Below are 24,739 nucleotides of genomic sequence, written 5' to 3'. Positions count from 1 at the left end.
CGGCCGACCGCGAGACGCGTCGATCGATCGCCGACTCGAGCGCCGCGATCCGAACCCGAACCGGCCGCCCCCATCGGACACCGCCTATGAGTACGACCGAACCAGACCGCGAGATCGACGAGGCCGCCGAGTCCGGCGAGAGTAGCGGCGACGACGGGACCGGCGACGGAACGCTCGCCGAGCTCCCGCCCAGCGCGAAACTGGTCTACAAGGTCCTCGAGTACGAGGCCCCGCTGACACAGGAAGGGATCGCGGCCGAGTCCCGACTGTGTCCCCGGACCGTTCGCTACGCGCTCGGCAAGTTAGCGGATCAGGACCTCGTCACCAGCCGGGTCTGTCTCGAGGACGCCCGGCAGTCGAAGTATCGGCTCGCCGAGTGAGTTTCCCGTCGCATTCGAGCGGTCCGCCGTACTCCGACCTGCAGAATCCATTAGTTATAAGACACTAACGAGCCGACATTTAGTTGGAAGTCAGCTCCAACGAGCGAGGGGGCATGCGTTGAAATGCCCCGGGTGATAGGACACCCGAGACTGGCTTCCAAACCGTGCAGTTTCGAAGCCATGTTCCACTTGCTTCCTCCGAGACATAAACGTCTCGCACGACGACAGTACCGCGTTCGAACATCAATCAGACGCCAGTGGTCACACCGGGGGCCGGTCTCCGCCCGCAGTGGGAGGGACGGATGAGCGACGACGCCGAGTCGTCCGCGGACGACGAACTCACGCTCGACGGCGACTCGATCGCTGCGAACACCTCACAGACGGGACGGCAACCGGTCCGCTGTCCGCGCTGTGACGTGCCCATCGCGCTGGTCGTGAGCTACGGCCCTACGACCCACGAGGCCAGCCCCTGCGGCTGTCGCGTTCCCGGCGACATCCTCGAGCGGAGCGGAGACGGCTCCGAGTGAGGGAACTGGGGACGGGACGCTCGCTCGTTTTTACTGCGATTCCGTCCCGACAGTACCGGGTTCTCGAGGACGCGATCGCTCTCTCGGATGAGCGGTGCGGAGAAGACGACGCGTTCGCCGACAGGGACCGTGCTATCGGTGTTTCTGATACCGATCGACCAGCACGTCGACCCCGAAGGAACCGGACGTGATCTCGTAGTAGGTCTCGAGTCGCGGGTTGAACTTCGCCTTGTACCGGTTGATGCTCGGCACGCCGGCCCCGACGAGGTCGTACTCCTCGACCGAGCCGTGCAGGCCGTCGCGCATGACGTGCCAGTCGAGGAGGTCGTTGATAGCGATATCGACGTCGGCGTCGGGTTTGACGCCGCCTTGCCACCGGTACCGCGTCCGCTCGGACTCGACGACCAAGATCCCCCCGAGGAATTCGCCGTCGACGCGACAGACGTAGGGCCGGATTGCCCCGTCGGGAAGCGTTTCGTAGAGCGAGCGAGCGAAGTCGGTACTCAGCCGGAACGGTTCGTCCTGGCTCTGGTAGCGCTCCCTGACCTTCTCGACGATGCGTTCGACGTCGTCGGCGTCGCCCTCCTCGATCGTGTAATTGTCCTCGTCAGCGTTCCGGATGTTGCTCCGTGCGTCGCTGCTGAACCGCTTCAATAGGTCGTCCTCGCTGCCCTCGAGGTCGACGACGTACGTGTTTTCGGGTTCGACGTCGTACTCGCTCCAGACGAACGGCCGGATGTCGTCGAACTCCGCCGTGACGAACTTGCAGTACAGCGGCGAGATCTCGTCGTCGACCCACTCGAGACAGCCCTCGATGAACCGCTTGGTCCGCCGGTCGACCTTGCGCTGTTTCAGCTTGTCGACGTTCAGCAGCGACGGGCCGAGGTACGACGTCCACGAGTGTGGGGGCGGCGAGAAGGCACCGGTGACCGGCCCCTTGGTGTACTCGAAGACCGGGAAGACGCCGACCGGCTCCTGCCCCTTGAAGCCGGCGAGCAGGTGCGGCGTCGATTCGGTGTCCTCGGCCTGCAACCGGAGCGCTTCGGCCCGGAAGAACGGGTTCGTTCCGTCGGATCGTTCGACGTAGCGGTTCCACTCGTCTGCATCGGTTCGCGGATCAAGGACGCGTATCTCGATACTCATAGATAACCAAGGTCGGACAGTCGGTCTTCGACGGTCCCGTCGTCGGTCGCCGTGATCGTCTCCCGGTCGTAGGCCGGGTACGCTCGCTCCGCGCTCCCGTCGACGACCGGGAGCGGGTCGCCGTCCATCGCGGCGTCGACCGGCACGTCGAACAGCGAACAGATCGTCGGTGCGACGTCGAAGATCGACGCGTCCTCCAGAGCGGCGGACGCGTCGAACGCCGGGCCGGCGGCCGCGACGACGCCGGTTCGCTTGTGATTCCACGATTCCATCGGCTCGCCGAACCGCGTCTTGCCGAGGTCGGCGTCGAGTTCGTTGTCGAACCCCGCCGGCACCGTCACGATATCGGGGGCGTCGTCGATGTGGTCCCCCTCGAAGTACCGTTCGCGGGGTTCGACGGCGTCGAACATCGGCTCGCCGTCGGGCGTCCGCACGGCCGACAACGTCTCGATCAGCTCCTCGCGGACGGTCTCGTATGCCGATTCGGGAACCTGCCCGTTCGGCTCGCGACCGGCGAGGTTGATGCGGACGCCGAGTTCGCTCTTCGAGCGGACGTAGGCCCGGGACGCCGGGAAGTCGACCTGTTCGCTCGCCGCCCGGATCACGTCGTTGGGCACCCGCGTGCCGATCGCCTCTTTCAGGCCCACGCGGTCGAGCGCGCTCGCGACGCGCTGGGTCGTGAGCCCGGCCGTCGCGGCGAGGTTCATCGCCCGCTCGAGCGGCCTCGACTCGTGGTCGCCGGCCTCGGCCCCCTCGAGGAGGTCGTTCTCCCAGGACTTCGACCAGTTCGGCATCCCCTCGCCGCCGCTCCGAGAGTGCACGTAGCCCTCGTCTCGGAGGAACTCGTTGATCCGGAACGCGTCGCCGGAGACTTTCCCCATGCCGTGGTCGCTGACCACGAGGACGTTGTCGGGGTCGGTCCGCTCGAGCGTCTCGGCGAGCTGGCGGTCGACCTCGCGGTAGACCGCCTCGATCGCCTTCTTGTCCCCGGGTCGCTCGTGGAACACGGAGTCGGTCTGCTGGAACTGCAGAAAACCGAAGTCGGGCGCGATCCGGCGGCAGAGATACCGGAACGCCTTCCCCCGGAGTTCGATCGTCTGCTCGTACCCCTCGATCGAGCGGGCCGGTGCCGGCCCGCTCCGGGGGTAGAGCCAGTAATCGCCGCCACAGGCCAGTTTGACGTCCTCGAGGATTCCCTCCGGATGGCAGTCCGGGTCCTCGGGGGCGGTCAGCCCGGGAATCAACGCGCCGTCGAACGCCCGCGCGGGATGGGTCACTGGAACGTTGACGACGACGCTCGAGAGCCCGTGATCGCTCAGGAGCTCCCAGACCGGGCGCGCCCGGACGTGGGTCCCATTGACGACGCTCCAGTCGTAGCCGTCGAACGAGAGGAAATCGTAGACGCCGTGTTTGCCCGGATTCTTGCCGGTGTACAGCGACGGCCACGCGCTCGCCGTCCACGGCGGAATCTGGGACTCGAGGGGTCCCGCCGTCCCGCGCTCGAACACCCCCTCGAGGGTAGGAAGTTCGCCCGACTCGAACAACGGCTCGAGCACCGGCCGACAGCCGGCGTCCAGCCCAACGACGAGCAGACGAAGGTCTTTGTCGTCGGTCGAACCTGCCATGGAAGCGTTGTCCGGTCGGTTCGGCTTTGTTATGCAACGGGCTCGAGAGCCGTAAGCTCGCGCTGCCGGCTCTACGGTCGGAATAGTAGTTCAGCCCGCGTGATTGTCAGGATCGAGCGATTCGTGTACGCGCGGATTTCCGCGCGATCGCGAGCTGTACCGTCCGTATCACTAAGGCCCCGCTCGTCACCGTATTACGCCGATGCTCGTCGCTACTGCCACCGTCTCTTCACACCCATCTCACGCATGATCAGCGCTACCCCCTCCGTATTCGACGTTGCAGTCTCGCAATCGGGGTCCGGGATCGATCCGTTCGTCGATCGGCACGCACCGGACAGCACGCACACCTACTACGGTGCCGGGAAAGTCGCGCTCCGGGACGGGCTCGCGGGCCTCGTCGACTCCGGTGAGAACGTCCTCGTTCCCGCCTACCTCTCGCCCGCCGTCGTCGAGCCGTTCCACGACCTCGGGCTCGAGTCCCGGTTCTACGCCGTCGAGGAGACACTCGCACCGGATTTCGCCGATCTCGAGTCCCGGATCGACGACGACACCGTCGCCGTCATGTCGGTCAACTACTTCGGGTTCCCACAGCCCGGCCTCGAGCGAATCGCGTCGCTTTCCGACGAGTACGACTGTTATCACGTCGACGACAACGCCCACTCGCCGCTCAGTGTTCACGACGGAACGCTGCTCGGCACCCACGGCGACCTCGGCATCACGACCCTGCGGAAACTGCTGCCGGTCCCCGACGGCGCGTTGCTCTACTGCACCGACGACGAGGTCAAATCGCAGTTCTCCCCCTCCTCGCTGGCCGGCCGTTCCGGCCGGATCGCGGCCAGCGACTGCCGGTTCGTGGCCGCCTCGGTCGCCGAACGCGTCCTCGAGACCAGCCCGTCGCTCCACCGATCGGTCGACGCCTTTCTCTCCGACGGCGCCGACGACTCGTCGTCGGTCGATCCGAGCGGCCGCTACGAGGCCGCGAAAGTCCCCATGTCGCGGTTCTCGGCGGCCGTCGCGGACGCCGCCGATCCCGACGCGATCCGGGCCGCCCGCCGGGAAAACTTCCGGGCGTGGCAGGAAATCGTGGACGGTCGCGACGACCTGACTCCGCTCTTCGAACGGCTGCCGGAGGGAATCAGTCCGTACGAGTTCCCCGTGCGGGCGAGCGATCCGGAAGCGTTCCTCGCGGAACTCGAGGACTGTGGCGTCGTCGGTGCCCACACGTGGCCGATACTCCGCCAATCCGTGCGCGAGGACGAGACCTACGAAACGTCGACCCGGCTCGCGGACGAACTCGTCGCGCTGCCGGTTCATCAGGGGATCGAGCCGTCGGCGATCGAGGCGGTCGGCGATCGATTACGGCGGTGAGGTCGTCTCTGTTGCCGCGGCAGCCGACCGAACGCGAGTTCCATCCGGTCGACCGAACGCGAGGTCCGCACTACTGATCGGCGGCCGTCGCCGACAGCTCCGCGCGGACGTCGTCGCTCAGCGCGTACGTCCGTTCGGCCGATCGCTCGAGCAGCCCCTCCGTGCGCAGCTCCGAGACGAGACTCTGGACGGCGACCCGCGAGCGGTCGACTCGAGCGGCGACGGTCTCCGTCCGGAGCCGGCCCTCCGTCGCGAACAGCCCCAGAATCGCCTCGGCCGTTTCGGCCGAACACTGCGATCCCTCGCACGCGCGAGCGACCCGATCGCTGATCCACTGGACCTCGAGGAGGTCCGCCAGTTCGCGCTCTTCGTCCGCGACGACGAATCCCGGCTCGTCGTCCGTTGTCGTCTCTCGATCGGGCTCCTCGTCGGCGGGCGTGTAGCCGAACTCGATGTCGTCACCGCCGGCTTGGACGATCGACGATGCCGAATCGTCGTCGTTTGCAGCGTTCTCGTCGTTCGCCGATTCGCTTTCGTCGCTCTCGAGGTCACGGACGACCGCGCGTAACTGCTCGTTCTCCGATCGGAGCCGATCGACTTCCGCCGACTGTCCCGCGAGTCGGTCTTCGAGACCCTCGATCCGCTCGTCGCGCGCCTCGAGTTCTTCCTGTAGTTCGTCCCGATCGGCCTCGAGATCGGCGATCTCCTCGTGGAGCCGGCGCAGATCCCCGCCCTCGCCGGGGAGTTGCGACTGGACGGTGTCCGTGTTGCTCAGCGCGTCGGCCATCTGTCTGGCCGCACTCGAGACGTCCCGCGCCGACGAGAGTTCGTCTTCGAGGGTCTCGATGCGTTTCTCCTTCTTCTCGAGTTCGGTCTCGAGTTCGTTGATCCGGTCCTGTTCGCGCTCCTTGCGCTCGGAGATGTTCTGGAGATCGCCGACCAGCGCGTCGGAGACGGACTTGAGTTCGGGGCGCTCGAAGTCGTCGAGTCCGGGGGTCGCGCCCGCGTCGAAGGTCCGCTTGCGGCGGAACTGGATCTTCCGGACGTCGACTTCGGTCCAGTCGGTCTGGACGAACGCCTGTCCGTCGTCGAGGTCGGAGACGAGTTCCTTGTACTCGGTGTCGATGATCCGGCCGACGACCTTCGTGTCGTTGTCCCAGGTCAGCCGGTGCCAGACGAGCCAGTTCGCCTGCGTGATGAAGTCCTTCTTCACGTCGGCCGGGCGCTGGCTGATCCCCACGATGCCGAGGCCGTGTTTGCGCCCGCGCTTGCTGATCTTGATCAGCAGGTTGCCGGTCTCGCCGACGCCGCCGCCCTCCGGGATATACTCGTGGACCTCCTCGACGACCAGCAGGAACGGCTTCTTCATCTTCTTCTCCTTGACGAACAGCTGCCGGGCGACCTCCCGAAGTAACTCGTCTGCCACGTCCTCGTCGAGGTAGCCCGAGACGTCGAGGATGACGGGCACGTTCTCCTCGAGGGCGATCGTGGCCATCTGCTCGGCGTGTTCCGGCCCGATCTGGATGTCACACTCCTCGTCGGCTCCCGCGTGGAGCATCTCGTACTCCTCTTTGAGTCCGTAGTACTCGCCGTCCGTGTCGACGATCAGAAGGGGGTAGCCGGCCTCGAGCAGTTCCTCGGCGATCACCGACGCGGTGTTCGATTTGCCGGAGCCCGATTTCCCCGTCACGAATCCGCGACCGGTGAGCAGTTCGACGACGGGCAGCTTGAGGTCGGCACCGCTATCGGTCTCGCCGACGAGTATCTGTCGCTGTTTGGATTCCTCGTCGCTCACTGGCCCACCACCTCGCGTCCGCGCGGTTCGTTCATACTATCCGTACAGTTCGAACCCGCGACCTTGAATATTGGCCTCGGCTCCGTCCTCGATAGCCGCCGGACCGCGGGGCTCCCGCGAGTCGAGTCGGCTCAGTCCTCGTCGCGCTCGACCGTCTGCTCGCGGACCGTCATCCCCTTGCGGCCCAGATGCTGGAGCTGTTTCCGGGCGAAGTCCTCCTCGCGCGTGCCCCGCGTCGCGAGCACGTAGACGAGCGCGCCGCCGGCGGGTCGCATCGTCCGCCCGGCCCGCTGTGTTCCCTGCCGGCGGCTCCCGCCGAGCCCGGAGGCGACGATCGCCAGATCGGCCGTCGGCAGATCGATCCCCTCGTCGCCAACCCGCGAGATGAGCAACAGATCGCGCTCGTTCCGGCGGAACTCGTCTAACAGCCGCCGGCGCTCGTGGTGGGGCGTCTCGCCGCTGAGGAACGGGACCTCGAGCGCCTCGGAGAGCTCCCGGCCCTGTTCGAGATAGTCGACGAAGACGATGGCTTTCGAGTCGGGGTGGGCCGACAGCAGGTAGCGGACCTCGTCGATCTTGCCCCGGTTGCGCGCGGCGATCCGGTACTTCTCGCGCCCGTCGGCGGAGCCGTAGGCGTTCGCCTGCTCGTCGTCGCCCCACGGCACGTAGCGGATCTCGAGTTCGGGTTCGGCGACGTGGCCCGCGTCGAACAGCGCCTCCCAGTCGGTGCCGATCGGCGGTCCGACGAGGGTGAAGATCTCGGTCTGGCGGTCGTCCTCCCGAATCGGGCTGGCCGACAGTCCGAGCCGGTGTTTGGACTGCAGGTGCGTACTGCGCCGGTAGACGTCCGAGGGGACGTGCTGGCACTCGTCGAAGACCACCAGCCCCCACTCGCGGTCGTCGAACAGCGAGCGGTGGCGGTCCATCCCCGCGATCTGGTAGGTCGCGATCGTCACCGGGCGGACCTCCTTGCGGCCGCCGTGGTACTGCCCGATCTGGTGGGCCTCGAGCGAGGTGTACTCGATGATCGTATCGGCCCACTGCTGGGCGAGGTCGCGGCTCGGTACGAGTACGAGCGTCTCGCCCTCGACGTGGGCCATCGCGCCCATCGCGGCGACGGTCTTCCCGCTGCCCGGCGGGCCGACGAAGACGCCCTCGCCGGCCTCGGCGAAGCGGTCGACCCACGTCCGCTGGTAGTCCCGCAGCGACACCTCGAGATCGATCGGCAGTTCCTCGCCGGACTCGAGTTCGCGGTGGTCCTGAACCGGATACCCTGCCTCGTAGAGGATGCGCTTGATCGCGGCTTCCGAGCCCTCCTGGACCCAGTCTTCGGTCTCGGAGATCGGCGCGTGGACGTGTTCCTCGTCCAACTTCTGGCGGGCGACGTTGCCCATGATCTCCGCGCTCTGGCCTTCGAGGACGGTGTAGCCGTCCTCGTGAGTCACCAGCCGGAACTGGTGGGCCCGGTCCCACTGGCTCTCGACCCAGTCCTCGAGTCGCTCCGAGCGCTGACCCAGCGCCTGCCGCATCGTCCGCGCGAGGGCCTCGAAGGAGTCGTGTGGCGTCCCCCAGATGTCCTCCGGCCGGACGACGTAGCGATAGCCCTGCTCGCCGTTCCCGTCCGCGAGGTGGGCGAACTGCGAGAGTTGCGCGCGCGTGAACTGATCCGGTCGATCGACGACGATCTCCCGGCGCTTCGGGAAGACGACCACCCGCTCGCGATCGGTGAGGTCCTCGAGTTCGGTCGGATACCAGACCACCGGATCGGTCGAGACCGCGTGGCGCTGTAGCTCGCCCCGCTCGGCGAGGGTCTCGAGCCGGGCGGTGGCGTCTTCGTGGGGCATCTCGAGGGCGCGGGAGACGGCCGCGGCGGTGAGAACTGGGCGTCCCTCCCGCTGGCTGGCGTCGTGGAAGTCGGCGATCGTGAACTCGTCGCCGTCGTCGCTCGAGTCGCCCGTCTCGTTCTCCTCGCCGGTGTCGGTCGCCGCCGCGTCGGTCGGGTCCGCGGGCTCGCTTCGCTGTTCGTCGGTGGGCGTCGAAGAACGTTCGTCGGTCACTGGCGAGTCGTAGCGGCGGTGCGGGTAAACCGATTTCGCTCGCCAGCGGTGTTCGTCGACCGCGCTCCCGCGACGTGTCCGTCGCTCTCTCGAGCCCGGATAGCTATATTTGACTGGACGGTGTGGGGTTTCAGTATGTACCGCGCGATCCTCCCCGAGGGACAGATCGAATGCGAACGGTACGACCGGGCCGAGAACGGCGTCGACCTCTACGACGGTGACGACGAGTTCATCGCGTTCGTCCCCTACGCCAACCTCCACGCGCTGGCCGACGAGGAACTCTACACCGGAGAGACGACCGAGGACGAGCGATCGATCATGTAGCCGGCTGCTGATCGATCGCCTCGAGTTGCTCGCGATAGCGGTTCCGAACCGTAACGACGGTCGTCTGTGCGGTGTCGGCGACCGCGCGTTGCGGGATGGTCTCGTCACAGAGCAGGCCGGCGGCGTAGATGGCCGCGGCGGCGAACCCCGTCGGCGACTTGCCGGAGTGTAGCCCCTGCTCGGTCGTCCGATCGATGATCTCAATGGCCTTGGTTTCGACGCCCTTGTCGACGTCTAACTCCGAGCAAAACCGCGGGACGAACTGTCGGGGGTTCGTCGGCTCCAAGTTGATGTCCAACTCGTCCGCGATGTAGCGGTAGGTCCGGCCGATCTCTCGCTGGTCGACGCGTGAAACGGACGTTACTTCCTCGAGGCTCCGGGGAATGTCCTCCTTACGACACGCGGTGTAGAGCGCGCTGGTCGCGACGCCCTCGATCGAGCGGCCGCGGATGAGGTCCTGCTCGAGCGCCTGCCGGTAGATGACGCTTGCAGTCTCTTTGACCGGCTTGGGGACGCCTAACGCGCTTACCATGCGGTCGATCTCCGAGAGGGCGTACTTGAGGTTGCGTTCGCCCGCGTTTTTCGTTCGGATTCGTTCCTGCCAGACCCGGAGTCGATGGAGTTGGCCGTGTTTATCGGCCGACATCGAGTGGCCGTTCGCGTCCTTGTTTCGCCAGTCGATGGTCGTCGTCAACCCCCGGTCGTGCATCGACTGAGTCAGCGGCGCGCCGACGCGGGACAGCTCGTCGTGTTCCTGTGCGTTGAACGCGCGCCATTCCGGCCCGTAATCGATGGGATCTTCGGTAAGGACGAGGCCACACTCCGCACAGACCTGTTCCCCGCGGTCCGGATCGTGAACGATCGTGTCGGTCTCGCAGTCGGGACACAGACCGGTCTCAACCTCCTCGGCCTGTGATTCGGTGCTGTGTTGATCGATGATAGACCGCGTCATCAGTACCGGAGGAAAGTCATGCCGCCACTGTAAGGGGTTCACATGGTTTCGCGGGAAACACCGACTTACGAGAGCGCCGGTCGCCAGTCAGTGTGTCGATTCAGCGGACCGATCACGGCGACTCATATACCGGGAGTCGTCGATCGTCTTCCGGCGATACCACCGAAGAGAGGTAGATGAACGATACGACCGTCAGCTGCCTCGAGCAAACAGGTGCGACGGTCGTATCGAGACCGTGTCCCATCGGTCGTGACCGGGTGAAACGGCCGTCGATCGCCCGTTTCGACCCACCGTGGCCAATGTGTACGTGCCACATGAAATCTAGCGATCGTTGCGTCGAGCTGATTCCGTAAATCGGTGCTTCACGGAGTAAATCCGTCGTTCGGCTGTGAACTGTCGTTCGACTTTATCTTGGTCGGTTCGAACGTTCGGTACCAGTGCCGTGTTTGGAACCAGTCCGCCGGGCCGCACCAACGTCGGGTTCCTCCGCCGACGGGGCGTCCGTACGCCGCCGATATACGCCCGCAATCAGTCGATACCGATCGGCTTCGACGGCGGCCGGAATCGCCCGTCCCAGCGGCGGTCAGGCGTCGCGACGGCACCGTCCCGAAGTCGTTCCGTACCTCCTTTGCAGACGGTGCGAAACGTGGCTGTGCTTAAGAGTATCTCTGTTGGTGTTCAACTTGGTGTGTCAATCGTGATTTCGACCCGCCGTTCGAACGTACAGCGGTCGCCGGCGAGCCGACGCTTCGGGACGACGAAGCCTCGGCGTCAGGGGACCCGCAGCTCGAATGGAGTCTATACAGCCGGAGGGACGGCCTAATGTCCTCGATCGATACGTCGCTCCCGGACGAGATCGCGTCGGTCGCCGACGCCGACGAGGACGAACGGCTCTCCAAGGACGTTATTTTCGAGCTCTTAAAGAACCGCCGTCGCCGGGAAGTCCTCGCGTACTTGCTGGAAGCCGACGAAACGGTGACCCTCGGCGAACTCGCCGAACAGATCGCGGCGTGGGAAAACGATACCGAGGTCAACGCGCTCAGCTCCGACCAACGCAAACGGGTCTACGTCGCCCTCTACCAGACCCACCTGCCGAAGATGGACGACGCCGGGATCGTCGAGTACGATCAGGATCGCGGGCTGATCTCGCTCGCGGACAACGCCGATCTGCTGATGATGTACCTCGATACGGACACCCATCGTCAGGACCGCTGGGATCGATGGTACGCCGGGCTCAGCGTGGTCGGTACTGCCCTCCTCGGCGCAGCGGTTCTCGGCGCGCCGCTGCTGTCGGCTGTGCCGCTTGCCGCCCTCGCGGGCGTCGTCGTCGCCGCTTTCCTCTGTCTCTCGACCGCACACGTCGTCCGGAACCGGTCCCAAGAACGCAACGTCGACGGCAAACTCTCTCGGATCGAGTGATCCACCGTTCACGGCGACGGTCCGAATCGTAATCCACGACAACCGGTCGGAGTACTTCTGTCGTTCCGCATCCACATACCAGCGCCAGCAGCCTGCGGTAGCTGTCCGTTCGTCGATCGATCCCACACGGGCCGTTGTTGTCGGACCGTTGAGAAGGGTTTTTACCACCCGATTGCGTACGTTCACATGGCTCCCGACGACCGTCATCCAGTACCGGAACAGTCGCGTGCCAGCAGCTGTTCCCGGCGCGGGAGCCGCCTCTTCGAAACTACATCCTCGAGAGACATCGCCTGACTCGAGCGCGACTCGCTCGAGCGGAGTGCAGGTCCCGTCGGATGCCGGTGTCGGCGGGTCGATCCCGGGTCTCATCGCGTCGGGCTGTCGAAAGTGATGATCGTCAGTATCAGTAACAGGTCCATACTCGGCCGGCGTGCCGAGGGATAGTTGGCGCTCGTGAAGTAATCGGACTAAAACTAATGATCGGAGTACTGTCCGCTCTGTCATGGTCGTTCGAACCGCAGTCGTCGGCGCAGGAACGGTCTCGCGAGCGCATCTCGCGGGCGCCCAGAACAACCCGGATATGGAACTGGTCGCGGTCTGTGATCTCGACGAGGAACTGGCTCGGGAACGGGCCCGGGAGTTCGGGACGATGGCCGTCACGGACTTCACCGAACTCCTCGACGAACTCGATTGTCTCCACGTGTGTACGCCGGTCCAGACCCACTTCGAGATCGCTCGCCAGGCGATCGAGGCCGGGGTCGGCGTCATCATCGAGAAGCCCGCGACCGTCACGGCCGAGGAGGTCGAGCAGCTGCAGACCCTCTCGCGCGAACACGACACGCCCGTCACGGTCATCCACAACCACCTGTTCTATCCGGCGGTCCGCAAGGCCCGCGAGCTGATCGACGCCGGCGAACTCGGCCACGTCAAGTCCGTGGATACGCTCTACGCGGGACTCACCCCGCCCGACCAGGTCAACCGGGGGTCGTGGGTGTTCGAGCTCCCCGGCGGCGAGTTCGAGGAGGGGCTTCCCCACCCGATCTACTCGATTCTGGGCATCGGCGGCTGGCCCGAACGCGACGACGACGTCTCCGCACAGACCGTCCTCTCAGACGACTACGAGGAGGACTTCGAATACGATCAGGCCCAAGCACAGTACGTCTCCGAGGAGGGAGCGCTCTGTAACGTGACGATGCTCTCGGGGACGCTGCCCCAGCGCCTCCACGTGATCACGGGCTCCGAGAAGTCGCTCATCGTCGACGAGATCAACCAGTCGCTCTACGAGGTCGACGAGGACTACACCTCCTCGGTCATCGCCCGCTCGAAGAAGAGTCTCGACGTCTCCCTCGCGCAGGCCTCCAGCACGCTCGAGAACGTCAAAGCGGTCGCGACCTCGCGGTTCGACGACAGCTGGGAGTCGGAGACCAAGACGAACTCCCACTGTGCGATCTTCGACGAGTTCGTCGACGCGATCGAGGGCGACGCCGAGGTCCCGGTGCCCCTCGAGCAGTCGAAGTGGACGATCCGCATCATGGAGACCATCCGCGACGCCGCCCAGCCGAGCCGCGAGGGGAGTACGGCGGAAGCGGCGGACCCGTCGGAAGCGGCCGACGCCGCGCCGGCGGAGGAGCCCGCCACGTCCGACGACGAGGAGTCCGTTCCGGCCGACCTGTAGCGACCGGCGATAGCCGCCCAGTTCCTCGTTTCCAATGTCACTCTCACAGCGCCTCGTCCGCGGAGTCAAGGCCACGTTCGGTGCCGAACTGCTTCGACTCGGCGCGCAAGGGGCGATCACTCTGTTGCTCACGCGGGTCTTCCTCTCGCCCGACGAGTACGGACTGATCTTCCTCGCCATCGCCGTCTTTTCGATCGGGACCCTGTTCGGAACCCTCGGAATCCCGAAGTCGATGGCGAAGTTCGTCACCGAGTATCGAAACACCGACGAGTCCCAGATCCGCCACATCGTCCGCTCGTCGATCGCGTTCAACGTCCTCACCGTGGCGGTCGTCTGCGTCCTGTTCTTCCTCTTCCGGGACGCGATCGCCGCCGCCTACGGCGAGCCGGGGCTGGTACCGCTACTGGCGCTCGGTGTCATCTACATCGTCGTCAAGGTCGCGCACGGCTACCTGCTGATCGCGTTCCAGGGCTTCGGCAAAGTCACTTTGACCGCGGCGACCAGTACGGTCTCGAGCGTCGGGCGACTCGGCTTCATCGTCCTCTTCGTGGTCGCCGGCTTCGGCGCGTACGGCGCGCTGGCCGGCTTCATCGCCGGCTATCTGGTGGCCGTGCTCGTCGGGAGCTACTTCCTCTATCAAATCCTCGCGTCGTATCCGACGACCGACGCCGGCGAGCCCGGCCTCCCGAAACGCATCGTCAGGTACAGTCTGCCGCTGACGGCCTCACAGGGTGCGAACACGTTATACAAACGCGTCGACACGCTGATGGTCGGCTTCTTCCTGACCCCGGTCGCCGTCGGCTTCTACGAACTCGCCAAGCAGGTCTCGACGTTCGTGATCGCGCCCGCGGACTCGCTGGGCTTTACCGTCGCGCCGACGTTCGGCGAGCACAAGTCGTCCGAACAACTCGAGCGGGCCGCCCGCGTCTACGAGCAGTCCCTCGAGTACGTCCTCCTGTTGTACCTGCCGGCGGTCGCCGGGATCGTCCTCCTCGCGGACCCCGGAATCCGGTTCGTCTTCGGCGAGGAGTTCGCCGGCGCTGCGCCGGTCTTACAGGTGTTCAGCGTCTTCGTATTCTTTCAGGCGGTCGACAAGATCACCAACGATAGCCTCGATTACCTCGGCCGGGCGACCGAACGCGCGATCGGGAAAGGGATCACCGGCGGGCTGAACTTCGGCTTGAACCTCGTCTTGATCCCGGCGATCGGCGTCGTCGGCGCGGCGACGTCGACGGCGCTCTGTTACGGGCTCATGGTGGTGTATAACGTCTACCTCATCGACCGCGAACTCGACCTTCACTGGCGGCGACTCGGGAAGTCGATCGGCGCCGCCGGCGGCGTGACCGTCGCGATGACCGCCGCCGTCGTCGCCTTACAGCCGTTCGTCACCGGGATCGCGACCCTGCTCGCCGTCATCGCCGCCGGCGTCGCGGTCTGGGCGGTGCTGTCCGTCGCCAGCGGGCTCGTCGACGTCTACGAGATCAAAGCCCACATCTGACCGACTGCGGGCTATCGCGGTGACGCGCCGCGTTCACCGCGTCGACGGCCGCGTCACTCGAGTCGCCCGAGACCGTCACCCGAACGGGTCACCGCTCGAGGCGGTCCGTCGGAACCCGCGGTCGCCGCGCTCCGTTGGGCCGCCGCTTTGCCTTCCGAGAGCCGCGAGTTCCAGCCCCGAACGTATCTCGTTCCCAGAACGTCAGTGCGAACGGACCGGACCGCTGTCGGTTGCCGCGATCGGCGTTCAGTCTGCGTTCCATTCTGTCCGTCCTTTGTAACTTATCGCCGGTGTTGACGGTCCGAATAGCCGGACGAAACGGCGGTAATAGCGTATTACCCCGGTGCCGTCTATCGATTCCAATATAAAACAATTGTACTCTAGTACAATATATTAAACAAGAAATAGCAATGAATCTCTGATAGTCTGTTTATTTTATACAGAATTAAGGGGAAAGTTTATGGTGGCATACTATCGTTACCCGAACGCATGGCACGCGACAATTCGGTATTGAATGACGGCGAATCTGCGGATAGCGGCCCCGAGAGCGGCGATACGAGCGGTAATAATAGATTACTGGACCGTCGCTCGTACCTGAAGCTAACGGGTGCGGCATCCGTGATCGGCGGCGGACTGGCGACCGGCAGCGCGGCCGCCGCCGAGGACTACGAGGTCATCGAGGCCTCCAACGAGTGGTACAACATCGACGACGGCGAGGTCTTCGAGAACAAGATCATCGACTTCTCGAACGGCAACTGGTTCGGGCTCTACGCTCGAGAGTCGACGAACTGGACGATCCGGAACGTCGGCTTCGTCGGGACCCACCGACACGACAGGCACGCGATCGCGGTCGCCGACGTCGACGGCAACACGTCGACGATCGAAAACGTCTACATGGGAGACGGCTGTCTCCGGCCGAGCAGCTACAGTTCCCACGGACAGTGTGGTATCTGGGTCGCCCCGGAACACAGCGGTCACATCGACATCCGAAACTGTAACGTTCAGGACTGGCCCAACAACGGGATCTACGCGTCCGCCCCCGGCTACAACGGCAACGGCGGCACCGTCCACATCGATAACTGCTACGCGGCGAACAACTACGTCTCGAGCTACCGGCTGAGCTCCAACGGCTCGAAGTGTACGAACTCCGTGGCGTACAACGACAGTAACGGTCGGTACAACGGCCGCTGTTTCTGGGGCTGGAACCCCGGACGGATGGAGGTCTCGAACTGCCACTTCAGTTCCGGGTCCTACACCAACGCGATCCACCTCGGCCGGAACGGCGAAACGACGCGGATCAGCATCGACAACACGCAGTTCGACGGGATCAGCCAGCGCGGGAACGTCCAACTCTCCCGCGGAAGCGGGCTCGGTTCTAACCCCGATCTCTCGATTCCCGACGGCGTCCCGACCTCGGCCGAAGAAGCCGCGAGCGGTGGCTCGTCCGAGCCGTCGCCCAGCCCTGATCCGGAACAGGACACGAACGAATCGTCGCTGGCGAACACGATCGTCTTCGACGGGAACGGCACGTCGGACACCACGAGCTACGAGTTCGTCGTCAGCGACGCGGTCGAGGCGAGCACCGACGAAAACGCGACGATCGACCAAGCAGCGTCGGTCGACGGCAAACGCGCCAGCGGCACCGTCGCCGACTACCTCGACGCGTTCCGGTTCGACGGCCAGATCGAGCGCCTGTCGGTCGACGGTAACGCGACCGTCCGCGTCAACGGCGTCGAGATCGACCCCGCCGACATCGACGACGTCCTGCAGAACATCATCCTCATCAACGGGAGCGACGAGGACTCGACTCGCTACGAATTCTCCGTCAGCGGCGAGGTCGAACGGAGCAGCTACGACGGCGCGTCGATCGACGACGAGGACGCCATCGAGGGCGGTACCGTCTACGGCGGCGTCGCCGACTGGAAGGACGCCTTCAAATTCAGCGGCGAGATCGAAGAATTGACCGTCGACGGCCCCGGAACGGTCTCCGTCAACGGCGAGCGGGTCAATCCCTCGGACTTCGGCGACGACCTCCCCCACGTCCTCGAGGTACAGGGACCCGGCGTCCCCGTCGGATTCGAGATCACGGTCGACGGTGAGATCGAGTTCGCGGGCGAGGACGATCCGGAGGACGAAGCGACCACGATCTCGGGCTCGACGGTCCAGAGCACCGTCACCAGTGACAGTCTCCGCTTCCGTTTCTCCGGGACGCTGACCGACGTCACGATGACCGGCGGCAAGGCAACGATCACGGTCGACGGCGAGGAGATCGACCTCGAGGAGTACGGCGACCCCGAGCTCCTCCCGCACGCGATCGTCTTCGACGGCACCGGCGCTTCCAAGCCGAGTACGTACTCGTTCCGCGCGACCGGCAAAGTCATCAAGGCCCAGTACCGGGACGCGACGATCGACGCCGACGATATCGTCGAGGACACGACGGTCCGCGGCGGCGTCGCCGGCTGGCTCGACGCCTACTGGTTCGACGGCGACATCGAGGACTTCAAAATCCTCGGCGACGCGACGGTCGACGTCCAGTACAACGCACGTAAACAGTAATTCCGTCGCGGTTTCGGTGACGATTTCGGATCGGCTCGGTCGATTTCGGCTCTTCCTCTCGATTCCCGGCCCGTGAGAACCTGATACGTCACGATTCCTGACTCGAATAAACGGTTTCGGCCCGTTCACTCGCCGGGCGATAGGCAATGCTCTCCGACTGTCGATACCGTCACAACCTCCCAGCTCGGCTCCGATTTCCAAACTGATCGTTTCTTACTGTGGCTCGAGTAGTGGGTTACAGGAACTGGTGGATCGTTCTGTATCGCGCCACCGCCGGCAGTTCGCCCGGCTGTCGGTGCGATTTTTGGCTGTCACGACAGCCGAACGAACCGGTGGTCGCCGTCTTGGCTACCTCGAGCTAGGCGTAGAGCGACGGCCTCGGTGCTCGGACTCGAGAGTTACAACCGGCTGCAGGGCCACGGTTTCTGCTCTGTACGATCCGAGTCGATACTGCGACCGCCGACGAACTCGAGGCTGGAATCGTTGCCTCCTCGGTGGCGATCGGCAATCCGGTCGAACGAAGCGAAGCAGTACGGAAAACGAGTCAGCAATCGCGCGCGGTGAAGCCGCGTGCACATCATCACGCGGCGGAGGGTGCGTCAGCGGGGGACTGCGTGAAGTGGAGGGGTGCGTCAGCGGGGTGGAGAGGGTTGCGTCAGCGGGGAGGGCGTCAGCGGTTCGGTGGAGGGGTGCGTCAGCGGGATCGCGGCGACGATCGCGTTAGTTCTGGGAGCCCGAGGCCGCTTCTTCGGGGCTGGTCGGCACGCCGTCGGGGATGAACGCGCTGGGGTCGGTTCCGACGCTGTCGCCGACCTGGACGCTCGAGCCGGCCTCTTCGGAAATTCCGGCCTGTTCGTCGTAGTCGGTTTCCGCGACGGTGACCTCCGTCGGGTTGCCGTTCGCACCGGCGACGATGGCGTTGTTCTGGCCGTTCATCTCGATCTGGCAGCCTTCGACCTCGACCGTGCCGGGGGCCCACGCCCAGATACCGCGGCCGACGTAGCCCTCGCTGCCGTCGACGTAGACGCTCGAGTTGGTGACCTTGCTGCCCTCGGTGCCGAGTCGGAAGTGGGAGACGTAACAGTTCGCGGCGAAGCTGCTGTCGATGTGGATCGTGCCGCCGCCCTTGTTGCCGGGGGCGGAGCCGTAGATCGCGTTGTCCGAGAAGTTCTGGATGTTGACGTTCTCGAAATCGATGTGGCCGTTGTGATCCGGAGCGACCCAGAAGGCGGTCTGCCCGTGGCCGTTCGGATTGGTGTTACCCGTGCTCGCGCCGTCGCCGAGGTAGACGTTCTCGACGGTGGACGTACCGCCGCTCGTATCGGAGATGCCGAACGTGGCGGTCCCGGTGCCGGAGGTGTTCTCGCCCTTGAAGCCGACGTTTCGAATCGTCCAGTCGCTGCTGTGGGCGGTGACGATGATGTCCTGACCGGTGGTCATGTCGATGAGTTTGTTCTCCCAGGTCTCACCGGCGTCGATGGTGATCGTCTGTCCCTGGGCTTCGATGACCTCGTAGTCGTCCTCGGCAGCGGCCGCGGCGCCGGCTCCGCCGATCGCGGTTGCTGCGGTCGCCACCGCGGCCAGCGAGCGAACGTAGTTACGGCGGGTTAATCCGCTATTACGGCCTGCAGTCGGAGTAGGTTCCGTCTCGGACGTACGGGGGTTCTGCGCCATACAATTCCGTAACACCAACTTACACTCATAAACTTTTCCTTGGCGCTATGGCTTAAATTTACAGACTATATTTCTAACGTTGTAGAATGCCGAAGAATCTACCGACATTTAGTCACGAAGATACGAACGAATTGCTGACTGAGATTCGTCCCGTAACAGCGTCTTTTCCGAGGAAATATCGGAATATCGCGCGCAGAATCGAATCTGACACCGTATTCGGCAGTGACGGAGCGACTGGACCGACTGGTCGCGACGGGCCGTTTCGATCGGGCAGTATCGTATTTCTCGAGTCGTAATCGTCTATTACCGCCTGGTTTGCGCCCGTTGATCGATCCACGACTAGTATGGACGAGGCCTCGATCGGAACGAGTGGTAACTGATACCGTGATCCATTCGAGAACTATCCGCTCACCCGTCGCGGTCCGAGTCGTCACGAACTGGCGGCCGGTGCCCCTCGAGTGCAGTGTGGTCCCTGATGGGTTCGACGCTGCGGCTCGCTCGAGTTTCGAACACGCGGAGCGACGCATCGGCGATCGGCCGCGGAGCCGTACGCAGTTCCTCCTCGGTCGGACCCGAACGCGAGTCGAGCGCTGGGGAATTCTCACGCCGGCTCGAGCCGCGACGGTGTCGACGGGGCCGACGGCGAGTCGCGCGGCATCGACCGATCGGACCCTACGGCTCGCTGCTGACGGCGTACATCTCGAACTCGTCGTTCGAGATGACCTTGTTCGCACCCGGCTCGGTATCGAGCCCCTCGAGTGCGGCGTTGCGGTAGTTGAGTTCGTCGTAGACGGCGATCTCTTTCGTTCTGTCCCACTCCGTGACGGTGAAGTAGTACTCGTCGGTCGGGTAGGCCCCGCTGTAGTTGCCCTGAGAGAACACGGTGGCGTTGACGGAGCCGGTGGCCGCCGACGCGCCGCCGATCCTGTCGCCGCCGCCGGAGATGCCGTTGATCCCGTGATCGTACCGGTAGGGATCGTACCCCATGCCGGCGTAGGGGACGTCCTCGGCCCCGTGGTCTAACCCGCTTTCGTACCCGCTCGCCATTTCGGGGGTCACGTGCTGGCCCGGGTTGTAGATCAGCGGCGAGGCGAACACCGTCATCAGCCCGAGCACGAGACAGGCCCCGAGTACCAGCGCCGTGACCGCGTTCGCTCCCGGTCTGGTGATCGCGCCCGAGAGCCCGCCCACGAACTGGGCCAGCGCGATCCCGGCGAGGATCGTCAGGAGCACGTAGATGAAGCCGACCTGTCGGAACGCCATCGTCGGGGTCCCGACGAAGTAGACGGCGAACAGCCCGCCGAGCGGGACGAGCGCGAGCGCGACGTAGTTGACGAGCGATTTCGTCTCGCCGTCGAGTCGCGTCCGGCCGAGCCAGACGGCCAACACGAACAGGCCGACGATGAGGCCGATGATCGCCGCGTCGAGGAAGAGCTTCACGAACAGTTCGGCGAGACTGCCGCCGATCTCGGTGAGCGATCCGCCCCGCTGGTCGACCTCGGTTCCGGCACCGATATCTTGCATCAACAGGCCGGAGACGAGCCCGGTCGCGGCGCTCCTGAACCGCTCGTTGCCCAGCGCCCAGAGCCCGAACATTCCTCCGAGGGTGATCGTGTGCGCGTACGTCGTCGGATGCTCGAGCATCGGGTGATCGTCGAACCGCCGTCGGGCGAGATACTGGACGCCGCTGATCGCGCCGACGAGGACGACGATATTGAACATCTGCTGGGGGTGGACCAACAGGAGCGCGAGGGCGGTCAGATACACGAGCGCGCTGAACGGCGACAGTCCCAAGGGGAGCCGCTCGAGCGTCGACCGCCGTCGGAGGTAGGCGACGACCGCGAAGACCACGGCCGGGACGAGAAACAGCGCGTTCGAGTTGGTGTGGACGCCCATGAACGTCGCGATGTTGTTGACCGGGAGCACCATCCAGGAGACGATCGCGGCGAGACCGACCGCCAGTCCGTTACCGGCCATGCCGCGGACGGCGAGCGGGACGAAGACGACGAACGGGACGAACAGGACGACGATACCGATCTGGAGCCCGCGTTCGATCGGGACGCCGCCGACGAAGTACAGCACCGTCGCGATGGCGTGGAGCCCGGGATAAAACAGCTCGTGCGGTGCGGTCCCGCCGTTGATGATGTCCCGCGTCCAGCCCAGATGCGTGAGCGCGTCGCCCATGCCGGCGAAGTAGTAGTTCCGGATCACGGGGAGGCTCACGATGGCCGTCACCGTCGTCGCGCCGAGCGCGATTCCGAACCCTTGCTGGCGACCGCGACACGAGAGGGTCGTCCCGACCGCGATGGCGAGCGCGAGCGCGAACCCGGCCCAGACGATCGTCGGCGGTCCCGCGTAGACCGAGGACTCGTAGGCCGTCGCGGGGTTCGCTCTCGATACGAGAATCCCCATCGCGACCGCCAGAAACCCGACCGCGACCGTCACGTTGAGCGTCGACCGTCTCATACCCTCTCACCGTGCTCGTCGGGGCCAGTCTCGAGATACATCGTTGCCCGTGAGGTCGGGGCTGACGTGGTTTGTTATACGTCTCCTACCGTCGAAATCACTGGCCGGCAGCGGGCCCGCGAGTACGGAGTCGACCGACAAAGCGGGTTCGTCTCCGCGAATTCCGAGACTCGAGCGGGCGATTCGTTCCGCAATCGGGAGCGATCTGCCCCGAAATCGGGACCGAACTGCCGTCACTCTCCGCCCAATCGGAGTATGTCGCACCTATCGATTTCGAACAGTCGTCTATGGATTGCTTTCTCGATTTCGGACCGATCAACGGTTCTGGTGGTTTTTGTAGCCGCTCGTGATCCACTCACTCGAGAGCTACACGCCTTTCACCTATGTCATCGATTATCATCGATCGGATCACCGCCGACGACGGGACCCTCGAGTGTTCGGTTCGTTCCTCGGCCGACCTCGAGCGGTTCTTCAGCGACGAACCGTTCCGGACCAGCTACGACGTGTCGATCGAGGACGTCCCCGAGGGCGTGCTCGCGATCCCGGTCCTCGCACAGATCTGCCCGGTCGCGTGGGCCAACGGGGCGGACGTCTACGTCGACGAGGTCGACGCGACGTTCGCCCGGGCGCTCGAGGAGGTCAAGGAGTCGCTGTGCGAGATGCACGACTTCCTCGAGGGCGGAACTCTCTACGCCAAGGAGACGACCGACGCCGACCCCGAAGCCGGCGACGAGAGCGGCCTGCTCTTTACCGGCGGCGTCGACTCGACGTGTTCGTACGTCCGCCACCGCGAGGAATCGCCGACGCTGGTCAGTATCCGGGGCTGGACGATCACCCCCGATTCCGCGGACGACGAGAAGTGGGACGCCCTGCGATCGCGCGTCTCGAGCTTCGCCGACGACCACGACTGCGAGACCGCGTTCGTCGAATCGAACATGCTCTCCTTTCTCGACCATCCCATGCTGTTGGCCCACTACAAGCGCCACGTCGACGGCGGTTGGTACAGCTCCGTCGGCCACGGGCTCGGGCTGCTCGGCCTCTGTGCGCCGATGGCCTACGCACGCGGGATGGAGGACCTCTACGTCGCCGCAACCCACTGGGACGGGATCGACCTCGAGTGGGGGTCCCGACCCGACATCGACGAGCGCGTCCGGTGGGCCGGCACGCAGTGTCACCACGACGCCTACGAACTTACCAGACAGGAACGGCTCGACGTCATCGCTGACTACGTCCGCACCGAGGACCCCACCCTCCAACTCCAGACCTGCAACGACCAGATGGCGGGCAACTGCGGCGAGTGTGAAAAGTGCTACCGCACCGCCGTCGGACTCCGCCTCTCCGGGCTCGAGCCGGCCGATCACGGCTATCCGTTCGCCGACTCGGACTACCACCAACTCCGCCGGTCCCTCGAGCGCGGCGACTGGGTGCTCGGCGAGGACGAGCGACACATGTGGGCGGACATCCGCGATCGCGCCCGCGAGACGGAGCCCGCGACGCCGGCCGAACGAACCTTCTTCGAGTGGCTCGAGACCGCCGAACTGGACGAACTGATCTCGGCGTCGGAGCCGCCGCTCTCCCATCGACTGCTTCGAGCGGGTGCGAGGAATGCTCCCAGTACCGTCTACAACACCGTCTATCCGGCATGGATCATGGCGAAGGCCGGACTTCGACGCGTCCGATCGGATCGGTGACTGTCCGGTCTCATCGGTGACTCGTCCGACCCGATCGGTAACTCGTCCGATATCGCCGTTTCGCGGCCCGCGACGCTCTTCTGATCGGTGTGTATCGGCCGGCCGAACGATTGTTTCCGCCGGTTCAGCTCCGTATCCGTCCCACCACGTTTTTCTTTGCGCCGTGAGAACCCACTGCACAGTAGGGCAATGGACGTGGATATCGGCAATCTAGCCTCGATCTTGCTCGAGCACGCCCAGGACAAACTCGCCGTGGTCGACGAGTCGGGGCGGTATCTCTACGTCAACGACGCGAGCGAGTCCCTTCTCGGCTACGAACCGGCACAACTCGTCGGCGAACAGTCCCGAGAGTACGTCCATCCGGACGACAGGCAGACGGTCGCGGATCGGTTCGAGCGAGTCAGCGCGACGGGCGACCGGTCGGCGACGGTTCGGTATCGCCACGCGACCCGGAGCGGCGAGTGGGTGTGGCTGGAGAGTCGCTTTACCGACCTGCCAGACGATGCCCTCGAGGGATACGCCGTTAGCTCGCGCGATATCACCGATCAGATAGCCGCGGAGCGAGACCGCCGGGACGCCGAAAGCCGGCTCCGAACGATCGCCGGCACCGTCGGCGACGTGCTCTGGATGTTCGACGGCGACTGGTCCGAGGTCCTGTTCGTCAACCCGGCCTACGAAGACGTCTTCGGCCAGTCCGTCGCGAACCTCGAGGCGGACCCACAGCAGTTTCTCGAGGTCGTCCACCCCGACGACGTTCCCTGCGTTCGCGAGGCGATGCGCCGCGTCTCGAGCGGCGAGTCGGTCGACGTCGAGTATCGCGTCAACCCGACCACCGACTACGGCCGCTGGGTCTGGGTGCGCTCCGAACCGATCGTCGAAGACGGGGAGGTCGTCCGGATCGTCGGCTTCTCTCGGGACATTACCGATCGGCGGCGGCGGGAGCGCCAGTTGGCCGTCATGGACAACCTCCTTCGGCACAACCTGCGGAACGATCTGTCGGTCATCCTCGGCAACGCCGAGTGTATCGCCCGCGAGGCCGAGGAGCCGTCTCACGGGCGCGCGGAGATCATTCGACAGCAGGGGGCGGACCTCCTCGAGAGCGCCGACAAACAACGCGAAATCATCGAGCTGCTCACGGCGCAGTCGGTCCCGGACGCGATCGATCTCGTCCCCGTCGTCGCCGACGCGGTCGAACCGATACGCGAGCGGTATCCGGACGCGACGATCCGAACGGCGCTCCCGGACGCGGCGACCGCGAACGCACTGTACGAGATCCAACTGGCCGTGACGGAACTGCTCGAGAACGCCGTCGACCACGCGCCAGACAAGTCGCCTGACATCTCGGTTACCGTTCGATCTCGGCCTGAGACGGTCGATATCGAGATTCGGGACAGTTGCCCGCCGATTCCGGAAGTCGAGTTTCGCGTCCTGACCGGCGACTGGGAGATGGACGACGTCTATCACACGTCCGGACTGGGACTGTGGCTCGTCTACTGGGTCGTCGATCTCTCGGACGGGCACATCGCGTTCGAGCGCACCGAGACGGGAAACGCGATCACCGTGACGCTGCCGCGCGGACAGCTGTAGTC

17 protein-coding genes are annotated in these 24,739 nt (G+C 65.0%); 10 read left to right on the top strand and 7 right to left on the bottom strand.

What is annotated here, in order from left to right; genetic code table 11:
• Positions 1–86: 86 nt before the first annotated feature.
• The gene (locus ACT4ML_RS18850) at positions 87–380 is read left to right on the top strand and encodes a MarR family transcriptional regulator (RefSeq protein WP_444722252.1); all 294 of its coding nucleotides are present in this window, start codon (positions 87–89) and stop codon (positions 378–380) included.
• A gap of 302 nt (positions 381–682) precedes the next feature.
• Complete coding sequence (locus ACT4ML_RS18845; RefSeq protein ID WP_444722251.1) at positions 683–907, top strand: hypothetical protein; 225 nt, start codon at positions 683–685, stop codon at positions 905–907.
• A 132-nt stretch (positions 908–1,039) separates the two neighbouring features.
• Here ACT4ML_RS18845 and ACT4ML_RS18840 read toward each other — a convergent pair whose 3' ends face one another.
• Complete coding sequence (locus tag ACT4ML_RS18840; protein ID WP_444722250.1) at positions 1,040–2,050, bottom strand: lipid II:glycine glycyltransferase FemX; 1,011 nt, start codon at positions 2,048–2,050, stop codon at positions 1,040–1,042.
• Entirely contained in the window at positions 2,047–3,675 is a 1,629-nt protein-coding gene (locus ACT4ML_RS18835; RefSeq protein ID WP_444722249.1) for an alkaline phosphatase family protein, read from the bottom strand. The genes ACT4ML_RS18840 and ACT4ML_RS18835 overlap by 4 nt, the downstream gene beginning before the upstream one ends.
• A gap of 246 nt (positions 3,676–3,921) precedes the next feature.
• On the opposite strand from ACT4ML_RS18835, the gene ACT4ML_RS18830 reads away from it, so the two are divergent.
• Positions 3,922–5,043 (top strand): DegT/DnrJ/EryC1/StrS family aminotransferase, encoded by a 1,122-nt coding sequence (locus ACT4ML_RS18830; RefSeq protein WP_444722248.1) that lies wholly within the window; start codon positions 3,922–3,924, stop codon positions 5,041–5,043.
• A 70-nt stretch (positions 5,044–5,113) separates the two neighbouring features.
• On the opposite strand, the gene ACT4ML_RS18825 is transcribed toward ACT4ML_RS18830, so the two are convergent.
• Together ACT4ML_RS18825 and ACT4ML_RS18820 are read right to left on the bottom strand one after the other, a co-directional pair.
• The gene (locus ACT4ML_RS18825) at positions 5,114–6,838 is read right to left on the bottom strand and encodes a helicase HerA domain-containing protein (RefSeq protein ID WP_444722247.1); all 1,725 of its coding nucleotides are present in this window, start codon (positions 6,836–6,838) and stop codon (positions 5,114–5,116) included.
• 131 nt (positions 6,839–6,969) lie between these two features.
• Positions 6,970–8,895: a DEAD/DEAH box helicase gene (locus ACT4ML_RS18820; protein WP_444722246.1), complete on the bottom strand. Its 1,926-nt coding sequence runs from the start codon at positions 8,893–8,895 to the stop codon at positions 6,970–6,972.
• A gap of 135 nt (positions 8,896–9,030) precedes the next feature.
• Between ACT4ML_RS18820 and ACT4ML_RS18815 the strand changes: the two genes are divergently transcribed.
• Complete coding sequence (locus ACT4ML_RS18815; RefSeq protein ID WP_444722245.1) at positions 9,031–9,219, top strand: hypothetical protein; 189 nt, start codon at positions 9,031–9,033, stop codon at positions 9,217–9,219.
• Here ACT4ML_RS18815 and ACT4ML_RS18810 read toward each other — a convergent pair.
• Positions 9,212–10,171, bottom strand: a complete 960-nt coding sequence (locus tag ACT4ML_RS18810) for a transcription initiation factor IIB (RefSeq protein WP_444722244.1) — start codon at positions 10,169–10,171, stop codon at positions 9,212–9,214. The two genes, ACT4ML_RS18815 and ACT4ML_RS18810, sit on opposite strands and share 8 nt — an antisense overlap.
• An 822-nt stretch (positions 10,172–10,993) precedes the next feature.
• Here ACT4ML_RS18810 and ACT4ML_RS18805 point away from each other — a divergent pair.
• The 4 genes from ACT4ML_RS18805 (at position 10,994) to ACT4ML_RS18790 (ending at position 17,319) form a co-directional block, all read left to right on the top strand.
• Positions 10,994–11,590 carry a DUF7344 domain-containing protein gene (locus ACT4ML_RS18805; RefSeq protein ID WP_444722243.1) on the top strand — a complete coding sequence of 199 codons (597 nt, stop codon included), beginning with the start codon at positions 10,994–10,996 and terminating at the stop codon, positions 11,588–11,590.
• Between the two features lie 502 nt (positions 11,591–12,092).
• The gene (locus ACT4ML_RS18800; RefSeq protein ID WP_444722242.1) at positions 12,093–13,265 is read left to right on the top strand and encodes a Gfo/Idh/MocA family protein; all 1,173 of its coding nucleotides are present in this window, start codon (positions 12,093–12,095) and stop codon (positions 13,263–13,265) included.
• A 34-nt stretch (positions 13,266–13,299) separates the two neighbouring features.
• Positions 13,300–14,763: a flippase gene (locus ACT4ML_RS18795; RefSeq protein WP_444722241.1), complete on the top strand. Its 1,464-nt coding sequence runs from the start codon at positions 13,300–13,302 to the stop codon at positions 14,761–14,763.
• A 489-nt stretch (positions 14,764–15,252) separates the two neighbouring features.
• Positions 15,253–17,319, top strand: coding sequence for a right-handed parallel beta-helix repeat-containing protein (locus ACT4ML_RS18790; RefSeq protein ID WP_444722240.1), 2,067 nt, complete (start codon positions 15,253–15,255; stop codon positions 17,317–17,319).
• Between the two features lie 720 nt (positions 17,320–18,039).
• Here the strand turns inward: ACT4ML_RS18790 and ACT4ML_RS18785 are convergent.
• Positions 18,040–18,993 (bottom strand): hypothetical protein, encoded by a 954-nt coding sequence (locus ACT4ML_RS18785; RefSeq protein ID WP_444722239.1) that lies wholly within the window; start codon positions 18,991–18,993, stop codon positions 18,040–18,042.
• Between the two features lie 672 nt (positions 18,994–19,665).
• Complete coding sequence (locus ACT4ML_RS18780; protein WP_444722238.1) at positions 19,666–21,459, bottom strand: hypothetical protein; 1,794 nt, start codon at positions 21,457–21,459, stop codon at positions 19,666–19,668.
• Between the two features lie 383 nt (positions 21,460–21,842).
• Here ACT4ML_RS18780 and ACT4ML_RS18775 point away from each other — a divergent pair, with 383 nt between their 5' ends.
• Together ACT4ML_RS18775 and ACT4ML_RS18770 are read left to right on the top strand one after the other, a co-directional pair.
• Positions 21,843–23,150 carry a hypothetical protein gene (locus ACT4ML_RS18775; RefSeq protein WP_444722237.1) on the top strand — a complete coding sequence of 436 codons (1,308 nt, stop codon included), beginning with the start codon at positions 21,843–21,845 and terminating at the stop codon, positions 23,148–23,150.
• A 189-nt stretch (positions 23,151–23,339) separates the two neighbouring features.
• Positions 23,340–24,737, top strand: a complete 1,398-nt coding sequence (locus ACT4ML_RS18770) for a PAS domain S-box protein (RefSeq protein WP_444722236.1) — start codon at positions 23,340–23,342, stop codon at positions 24,735–24,737.
• Positions 24,738–24,739: the final 2 nt, after the last annotated feature.

The organism is Natrinema sp. LN54 (genome assembly GCF_052439245.1).
Lineage (GTDB): Archaea > Halobacteriota > Halobacteria > Halobacteriales > Natrialbaceae > Natrinema > Natrinema versiforme_A.
The sequence above is the reverse complement of the archived record's forward strand: the minus strand, read 5'-3'. Positions and strand labels throughout refer to the sequence as shown.